7 protein-coding genes are annotated in these 6956 nt (G+C 68.1%); all 7 read right to left on the bottom strand.

All coding sequences use genetic code 11. The features are described 5' to 3' along the window. Nucleotides 1-111: 111 nt before the first annotated feature. Nucleotides 112-1359 carry an NAD(P)/FAD-dependent oxidoreductase gene (locus ACNPP0_RS17535; RefSeq protein ID WP_448706570.1) on the bottom strand — a complete coding sequence of 416 codons (1248 nt, stop codon included), beginning with the start codon at nucleotides 1357-1359 and terminating at the stop codon, nucleotides 112-114. A gap of 25 nt (nucleotides 1360-1384) precedes the next feature. Beyond that, a complete protein-coding gene (locus tag ACNPP0_RS17530; protein ID WP_448706569.1) occupies nucleotides 1385-3721 on the bottom strand; it encodes an MMPL family transporter in 2337 nt (778 codons plus the stop codon). Beyond that, nucleotides 3705-4436: an ApeL family LolA-like protein gene (apeL, locus tag ACNPP0_RS17525; RefSeq protein WP_448706568.1), complete on the bottom strand. Its 732-nt coding sequence runs from the start codon at nucleotides 4434-4436 to the stop codon at nucleotides 3705-3707. The genes ACNPP0_RS17530 and apeL overlap by 17 nt, the downstream gene beginning before the upstream one ends. Next, entirely contained in the window at nucleotides 4433-4876 is a 444-nt protein-coding gene (locus ACNPP0_RS17520) for an acyl-CoA thioesterase (RefSeq protein WP_332607400.1), read from the bottom strand. Before ACNPP0_RS17520 ends, apeL begins: the two co-directional genes overlap by 4 nt. Next, on the bottom strand, nucleotides 4869-5819 hold the full coding sequence (locus ACNPP0_RS17515; RefSeq protein ID WP_332607401.1) for a lysophospholipid acyltransferase family protein: 951 nt from the start codon (nucleotides 5817-5819) through the stop codon (nucleotides 4869-4871). The genes ACNPP0_RS17520 and ACNPP0_RS17515 overlap by 8 nt, the downstream gene beginning before the upstream one ends. Next, entirely contained in the window at nucleotides 5816-6592 is a 777-nt protein-coding gene (locus ACNPP0_RS17510) for a glycosyltransferase family 2 protein (protein ID WP_448706567.1), read from the bottom strand. The genes ACNPP0_RS17515 and ACNPP0_RS17510 overlap by 4 nt, the downstream gene beginning before the upstream one ends. Continuing rightward, nucleotides 6576-6956: ApeI family dehydratase (locus ACNPP0_RS17505; RefSeq protein WP_448706566.1), on the bottom strand; the 381-nt coding region annotated here is incomplete at its 5' end. The genes ACNPP0_RS17510 and ACNPP0_RS17505, both read right to left, overlap by 17 nt.

Here is a 6956-nt window from a genome sequence, read left to right as displayed (position 1 = left end):
GCAAGCGCGGCACAACGCCAAGGCGGGGTACGGGCAAGGGCAGGCGTGCAAAAACGCCATGTGTGTGCACGGATACGGGCGGGCGAGGCGAAGCGGCTTGCATCATCGGTCTCAGGCGGGTTCGGCTTGCGTGGCGGCGCCACGGCAAAGCTCGCTCAGCATGCGCAGGCGGCGCTGCGGGCTGGCGACAAAGGGGTTGGCGGTGTCCCAGGCGTAGCCGGCAAGAATCGAGCTGATCATCCGCCGGATCTCGGGCTGCGGGTTCTTGTGGAACACCACGTCCTGGAATTCGCCGCTGTACCAGCCTTGCACGTAGGCGCGGAAGGTTTCCACGCCCAGCATCAAGGGGTCGGCGAAATCGGCCTGCCAGTCCACCACTTCGCCGCCCAGTTGGCGGTGCAGGGCGTCGGTGGCCAGCTTGGACGAGCGCAGCGCGATGGTCACGCCCGACGAAAACACCGGGTCCAGGAATTCGGCCGCGTTGCCCAGCAGCGCGTAACCGGGACCGTACAGCCGGGTGACGCTGGCGGAATAGCCGCCGATGGTGTTGGCCGGCGTATCCCACACGGCATTGGCCAGCACGCGCTTGAGGTTCGGCGCGGCAGCGGCCATCTCGCGCAGGGTCGACATCAGGTCCTGATCGGGGCCGCCGAAGAGGTCCTGGCCGCCGACCACGCCGAACGAGCAGCGGCCGTTCGAAAACGGAATCAGCCAATACCAGATGCCCGGCTGTTCGGGATGCACGCTGATCAGGATTTTTTCGCGGTCAAAGCCGGGGTCGTCGATGCGGTCTTCGATGTGCGTGAAGATCGCCTTGCGAGGCGGCATCGACGACGGGCGTTCCAGGTCCAGCAAGCGGGCCAGCACGCGGCCATAGCCGCTGGCGTCCAGCACGAAGCGGCTTGCGACCTGGTAGCCGGCGCCGGCGGCGCCGCGCACATCCAGCAGCGGTTGGTCGCCGCTGAAATCCGCGGCGGTGACTTCCTGCAGGTAGCGCACGTCCACGCCCTGGCGCGCGGCATCGTCGGCCAGTACTTTGTCGAACTGCGCGCGCTGCACCTGGAAGGTGGTGCCGGGGCCGGCCGTGAACTTGTCGCGAAAATCAAAGTAGGTGTAGTCGTCGCCCCGCGCAAAGGCGGCGCCGTTCTTAACCTGAAAGCCCGCCGCGTTGACGGCGGGCATCATGCCGGCTTCTTCCACGAATTCCAGGCAGTGCGCCAGCAGGCTTTCGCCGATCGAAAAGCGCGGAAATTGCTGGCGTTCCAGCATCAAGACATCATGGCCTTGCCGCTTGAGCAGGGCCGCCGCAACCGCACCGGCGGGACCCGCTCCGATGACGACGACTTCACGATGTTCCATGAGGGGAGATTCCATGTAGGTTGAGCTAGAGGGAGCGGCCATGCTGGGGCGGACGCACCCAGGGAGACCACAGCAAAGAGAAGGCAACGCCCAGCGCGACGGCCATGCCGAAGTTCGCGATAGCCGGCGTCTGGCTGACGGCAAGCAGACCGAAGGACAGCAAGGTGGTGACGGCGCCCAGCAGGATGCCGACCAGGCTGGCGGCGGCGCCCGCCACGCGTTCGAACATGAAGATGGCGTAGTCCACGCCGATGGCGGACACCAACAGCAGGCCGAACAGGCTGAACAGGGTCAGGGGCTGGCCCAGGTAGCCCAAGGCGGCCAAGGCGCAGGCGGTGGCGGCAAGAGGCACCGCCAGAATGCGCCACGTGGCCGCCCGACCCAGCGTCAGTAGCAGCAACACGGCGGCCACGCCATAGGACAGCAGCTTCAGTTCGGCGGCTTCGATGCGGGTCGACGCAAACATGCGATTCAAGTCGCCGCTGCGGTCCACCAGTTCGACGCCCGGCAAATCGCCCGCGATGCCGTCCAGGGCGGCGGCGCTGCGCAGGCCCAGCAGCGTGACCATGCCGGCTGCCTGGCCGTCGTGCACGCCCAGCCATTGGCCGCGCCAGCGTTCGGCCAGCGGGCCTTGCAGCGCGGCGTCGAGGGTCAGCGGGGGCAACGCGGCGTAGCCTTGCAGTTCTTGTTGCAGGGACTCAAGCGGAATGCCGATGTCGGTCAATGGTTTCCAGGCCTGGGGCTGCCGGACCCGTGCCGCCAGCCGTTGGCCCAGCGCCAGCTGGTCCTGCACGGGCGTCACCAGCTGGCTAAGCGCGCTGTAAGCGGCAAGGTCACCACGCTGGACCAGCGCGTCCAGCTTGCGAGCCACCTGCGCTTGTCGGCGCAGCAGCTCGTCCGCGTCGGGCGCGCGCACCAGAAAGAACTGGCTGGTCGGCGTGAAGCCGGTGATTTCGCCGATCTGGCGCGCTTGTTGCAGTAGCGGGGCGGGCAGGCTGAGCCATTGGCGCAGGTCGTCCTGGATGACCAGCCGGCTGATGCCACCCGCGGTGGCGGCCACCAACGCCAGGGCGCCCACCGCCAGCAACAGGCGTTGGCCCGCCACGCGTTCGCGCAAACGCAAGGCCGCTTCGGCGGCATGCAACAGCGGGGGCCATGGGCGCGGGCGCCAGCCGTTCATCCATGCCGGAAGCTGGCACACCGTGCACGCGTAGGCGCCCAACAGGCCGGCGGCTGAAAAGACGGCCGTCTGCGTCAGGGCGGGAAACGGGGTAAAGGCCAACGCCACGTAGCCGACCAGGCTGGCCGCCAGGCTGATGGTCAGGCCGGGCAACACGCGGCGCAGCGCGGGCCATGCCTGCCAGTCGGCCATGCCGTAGCTTTTGCCCAGCCAGTGCATGGGAAAGTCCACCGCCACGCCGATCAGGCTGGCGCCGATCACCAGCGTCAGCACATGGATCGAGCCAAACACCGCCACGCAGGCGACCGCGCCGGTCAATAGGCCCACCGCCACCGGGATGAATGCCAGCAACGCGCGCGCGCGGCGCAAGGCCAGCAACAGCACCAGGACGATGCCGGCCATGGCGATGGACCCGATCCACGAACTTTCCGCCACGGCCTGCGCCCGCCCGGCCGCCGCGTACAGCGGGCCGCCGGCCACCAGGAGTTCCGCGCCGTCGGCCTGTAGCGCCTGGCGGGCTTCGTCGATGCGGGCCGCCAGGCCCTGCGGCGCGTCGGTGTCGAATGCGTCAGCGCGCGTTTCGGCGCGCACCATCACCCAGCGCCTGCCGTCGTGTTCGGCTTGCAGCGTGCCGGTGCCCATGTCGTATTGCACCGCGCCGCCCGGCCGCAGCGCCTGTTCGGCGCGCCGCGTCAGCCCCAACCAGTCCTGGTCCACGGGCACCAGCCCCGACGACGAAAACGGGTCGGACAATTCGCGCGCGCGACGTTGGGCGTAGGCGGCGGGGTTGGCGCCCAGTTGTTCGCGGTCGGCGGGGGGCAGCATGGCAAGGCGTCCTGCCAGCAACTGCGCGCGCAGCGCGGCCACGTCCACATTCAATTCCAGCTGCACCGAGGCGAACAGGCCGCTGTCGCGCAGGCGGTCGGCCAAGGCGCGCGCGGGCGCCACCGGGTCCGCGCCCGGCCGCGCCGCGACCAGGGCCAGCAACTGGCGGGACAGCGGTTCCTGGATGCGTGCTTCGGCCAACTGCCGCGTGGCGTCGGCCCGGGTGTGCGGCACCAGCTCCATCAGGTTGGCCGACACCGGCCAGCCGTGGCGGCATTGCCACGCGCCCACGCACAAAACCAATAGCAGACCCAGCTTGAACAGCCGGGGTAGCCAGCGCTCAATGGGAAAACGCACGTTGCTCTTCTGAAGTCAGGGCGTCGGCGGCAACCGCATCCGTCATTTGCAGGACGCTGCGATCGCCTTGGGTCTCGCGCAATTCGATGCGGTCAACCAGCTTGCCGCCGTTGATCTGGATGTTGTCAAAAATCTGGCGCAGCAAAGCGGACCGCGGCGTCAGCATCAACTGCCATGCCGTGGCGTCGCCCGTCAGGGCAAGGTCGAAATTGTCTTGCAGGCCTTTGGTGTCGCCGGCCAGCACCGACAGGAACAGGCGGTTCTCGCGGCCTGAGCCGGTTTGTTGCGGCAAGGCCTGCCAGGCCCCGGATTCATCACGCCGCGATATGCCGCCGGCGTCGATGCGCAGGTCCTGGGCGATGGGCGTGCGCAGCAGCCACAACAGCCCTTTGCCCGCCGCCAGCGTGAAGTCGCCACGGCTGGTCAGGGGCCGCGGCAGCGAGCGCAGGAATTTCTGCTGGATGAAATGGCCACGCACGACCGGCGTGGCACGCAGTTGGGCTTGCAGGTCGTCCAGGCTGAAAGCGTGCGCGGTCCACGGCAGCGCGATCAGCAACAGCAAGAGCAACTGCAACTGCCGCAGCGCCGCATGTCGCGCGAGTGTCAGGCCGCGTTTGAAGCCGTGTTTCAGGCCGTGTTTCAAGCCGTGTTTCAGGCCGTGTTTCAGGCCGCCTTTCAGCCCCAGTGCAAACGACGTGATCGCAGGCGCCTTCATGCCGAGGCCTCCAGGGCATGCAGCTTGCGCCGCACGGCGTCCACGAACGCGGGTGGCGAGGTCAATTGCATTTCACGGGTTTCGATGCAGACGGCCACCTGTTCCGACGTGCCGCGCGTCAGCCGCTTGCCGCTTGCCGTATCCAGGATCAGATAATTGATCTTCAAGCGGTTTTCCCATTCCACCAGCTCGGCGCGGACCGTCAGGCGCTGGCCGAACTCGGCGGGCTGGGCGTAGCGCAGATGCAAATCGATGACCGGCCACGCGTAGCCACTGGCGCGCATGGCGTCGTAGTTGTGGCCCAGTTGATCCAGCAGTTCGCAACGCGCCTGCTCCAGGTACTTCACGTAGTGGCCGTGCCACACGACATTGAGCGAGTCGACGTCGAAGAAGGGCACCTGGATGTCGACCTGTGCGCCGATAAGGCCTCGTTTACGCATCGTCTTTCCAGAAAGGGTAGAAGTTGAACCATTGCAGCGGCGCCAGCCGGCAGTGCGCGGCTAGCTGGTCGGCATAGCGTTGTGCCCAGTGGGCGATGCGTTCCTGGCGCGTGGCGCGCGTCCATTGAATGCCGTCGCACAAGCGCTGCATGGAGACGCGGTAGCGGTCGCCATGGCGGGTGCAGAACAGCACATTGACCGGGCAGCGCAGCAGCCCCGCCAGCAGCCAGGGCCCTTGCGGCAACGGCGCGAGCGCACCCAGGAAGTTGACCAGCGTGGTGCGGTCGCCCTGCAACGGCACGCGGTCCCCGGCAATGGCCAGCCATTCCCCGCGATCCAGGCGCTGCGCCAGGTCCAGCATGGTGGCGGCATCCAGTTCGCTGACCTGGATCATGCGCAAGCCCCCGCCGGCCGCATCAAGCAGGCGGTTGAAATGCACGGCGTGCTTACTGTGCACCAGCACATTCAGGCGCAGCGCGCCCGACCGTTCAGCCAACGCGCGGCACACTTCGATGTTGCCCAGATGCGAGCCCACCAGTATCTGGCCACGGCCCGCGCCCATTTGGGCATGCAAGCCGTCCGGGTCGGCGATGTCCAGGTGCGACAGCGTGATCTTGCCTTGCCAGACGTCCAGCTTGTCCAGCATGGCGTCGGCGAACGCCAGGTATTGGCGGTAGACGGGCAGGGTGCGCGGCAGCGGCACGTGCGCCGAGGGCGGCATGTGGGGCATGTCGGGCGTCGTCGTGCTGGACAGCCGCTGCTGGTACTGCGCGATGGCGCGACGCGCGCGCCCGCCGAAGGCGTAGAAGTACAGCACCACCACCCACACCACGGGCGCGACCACGCGGCGGCCCAGGTGACGCGCGGCCCAGGCCGTCAGGCGCATCAGCGCGGGGCTGCCGCGCTCGCGCTGGTGGGCCCAGTGGGAATCGGCGGCGCTCAAGATTGGGTCCTTCGTGTCAGGCGCTGCGCGCCTCGTGCCAGACGGCGCCACAGCAAGGCCGGGGATCTGCCCAGCATCCCGAAGAACAGCCGCGCGTGCATGCGGCTGATCAGCACGTTGTCACGCAGGCCCTTGAAGTGCGACACACCGCCTTCCGGGTACGTCACGCGAGTAGGGCGCCATGCCATCGGCACGCCGCGCCAATGCAGGCGCACCAGGATGGCGATGTCGAAATCCATGCGGCGGCCGACGCCTGCGCGGCCAATGACGGGCAGGACGGACGCCAATGGGTAAATACGAAAACCGCACATGGCGTCGGGGATGTCCGTCGACAGCGTGTTGATCCAGACCCAGACGCGGGTCAGCCAGCGCCCGTAAAGGCGGCTGCGCGGGACATCGTCGCCGTAGACGGGCGCGCCGCAGATTACCGCTTGCGGCTGGGCGCGCGACGCCTCGGCCATGGCGATGGCGTCGTGCAGGGCGTGCTGGCCGTCGGCGTCCACCTGCAAGGCGTGGGTATAGCCCAAGGCGGAGGCGGCGCGCAGGCCGTCCTGTACCGCCGCGCCCTTGCCGCCGTTGACGGCGCGGCGCACCAGGTGCGTGTGCGGTTGCGCGGCCAGCGTGTCCAGCACGGCGGCGCAGCCCGGCTCGGAACCGTCGTCCACCAGCACGCAGGGCAAGCCCTGCGTCGCCATTTGCGCGTGCACGGCGGCTACCGTCGCACCATGGTTGTAGACGGGGATGACCGCGCACAGCTTATGGGGTTGCGGCATGGCCATCCCTTTGAATCACGCGGCCCGACGAGCAGGGCGCGTCGTCCACCGTCAAGGTGAAATACAGCTTTTGTTTCGTCTCGTCCCAGCGCAAGGCCATCACGGCCTGATCGCCCGGACGCAGCAGCCGCTGAAATTTCAGGGCCTCCATGCCGCCAAATTGCAGGCCCGGGCACAAGCCGCGCTGCGCCAGCGACACCGCCCAGCTGATCTGGGCCACGCCGGGCACCACGGGCACCGTCGGGAAATGCCCGCTGAAAAACGCCAGGTCGTACAGAATATCCAGCGTGTAGCGGCGTTCGTTGTCGGGTTGGGCGGGCACTTCGACCGCGTGGGGGTCCACCGGGCGCGGGGCCCCCCCCCC

The organism is Achromobacter semiaridum, assembly GCF_053543755.1.
The sequence above is the reverse complement of the archived record's forward strand: the minus strand, read 5'-3'. Positions and strand labels throughout refer to the sequence as shown.

What these genes read in the sequence shown, in the direction of transcription:
- ACNPP0_RS17520 (WP_332607400.1), bottom strand. Translation starts at nt 4,876, where the DNA reads ATGCGTAAACGAGGCCTTATCGGCGCACAGGTCGACATCCAGGTGCCC.
- apeL (WP_448706568.1), bottom strand. Translation starts at nt 4,436, where the DNA reads ATGAAGGCGCCTGCGATCACGTCGTTTGCACTGGGGCTGAAAGGCGGC.
- ACNPP0_RS17510 (WP_448706567.1), bottom strand. Translation starts at nt 6,592, where the DNA reads ATGCCGCAACCCCATAAGCTGTGCGCGGTCATCCCCGTCTACAACCAT.
- ACNPP0_RS17535 (WP_448706570.1), bottom strand. Translation starts at nt 1,359, where the DNA reads ATGGAACATCGTGAAGTCGTCGTCATCGGAGCGGGTCCCGCCGGTGCG.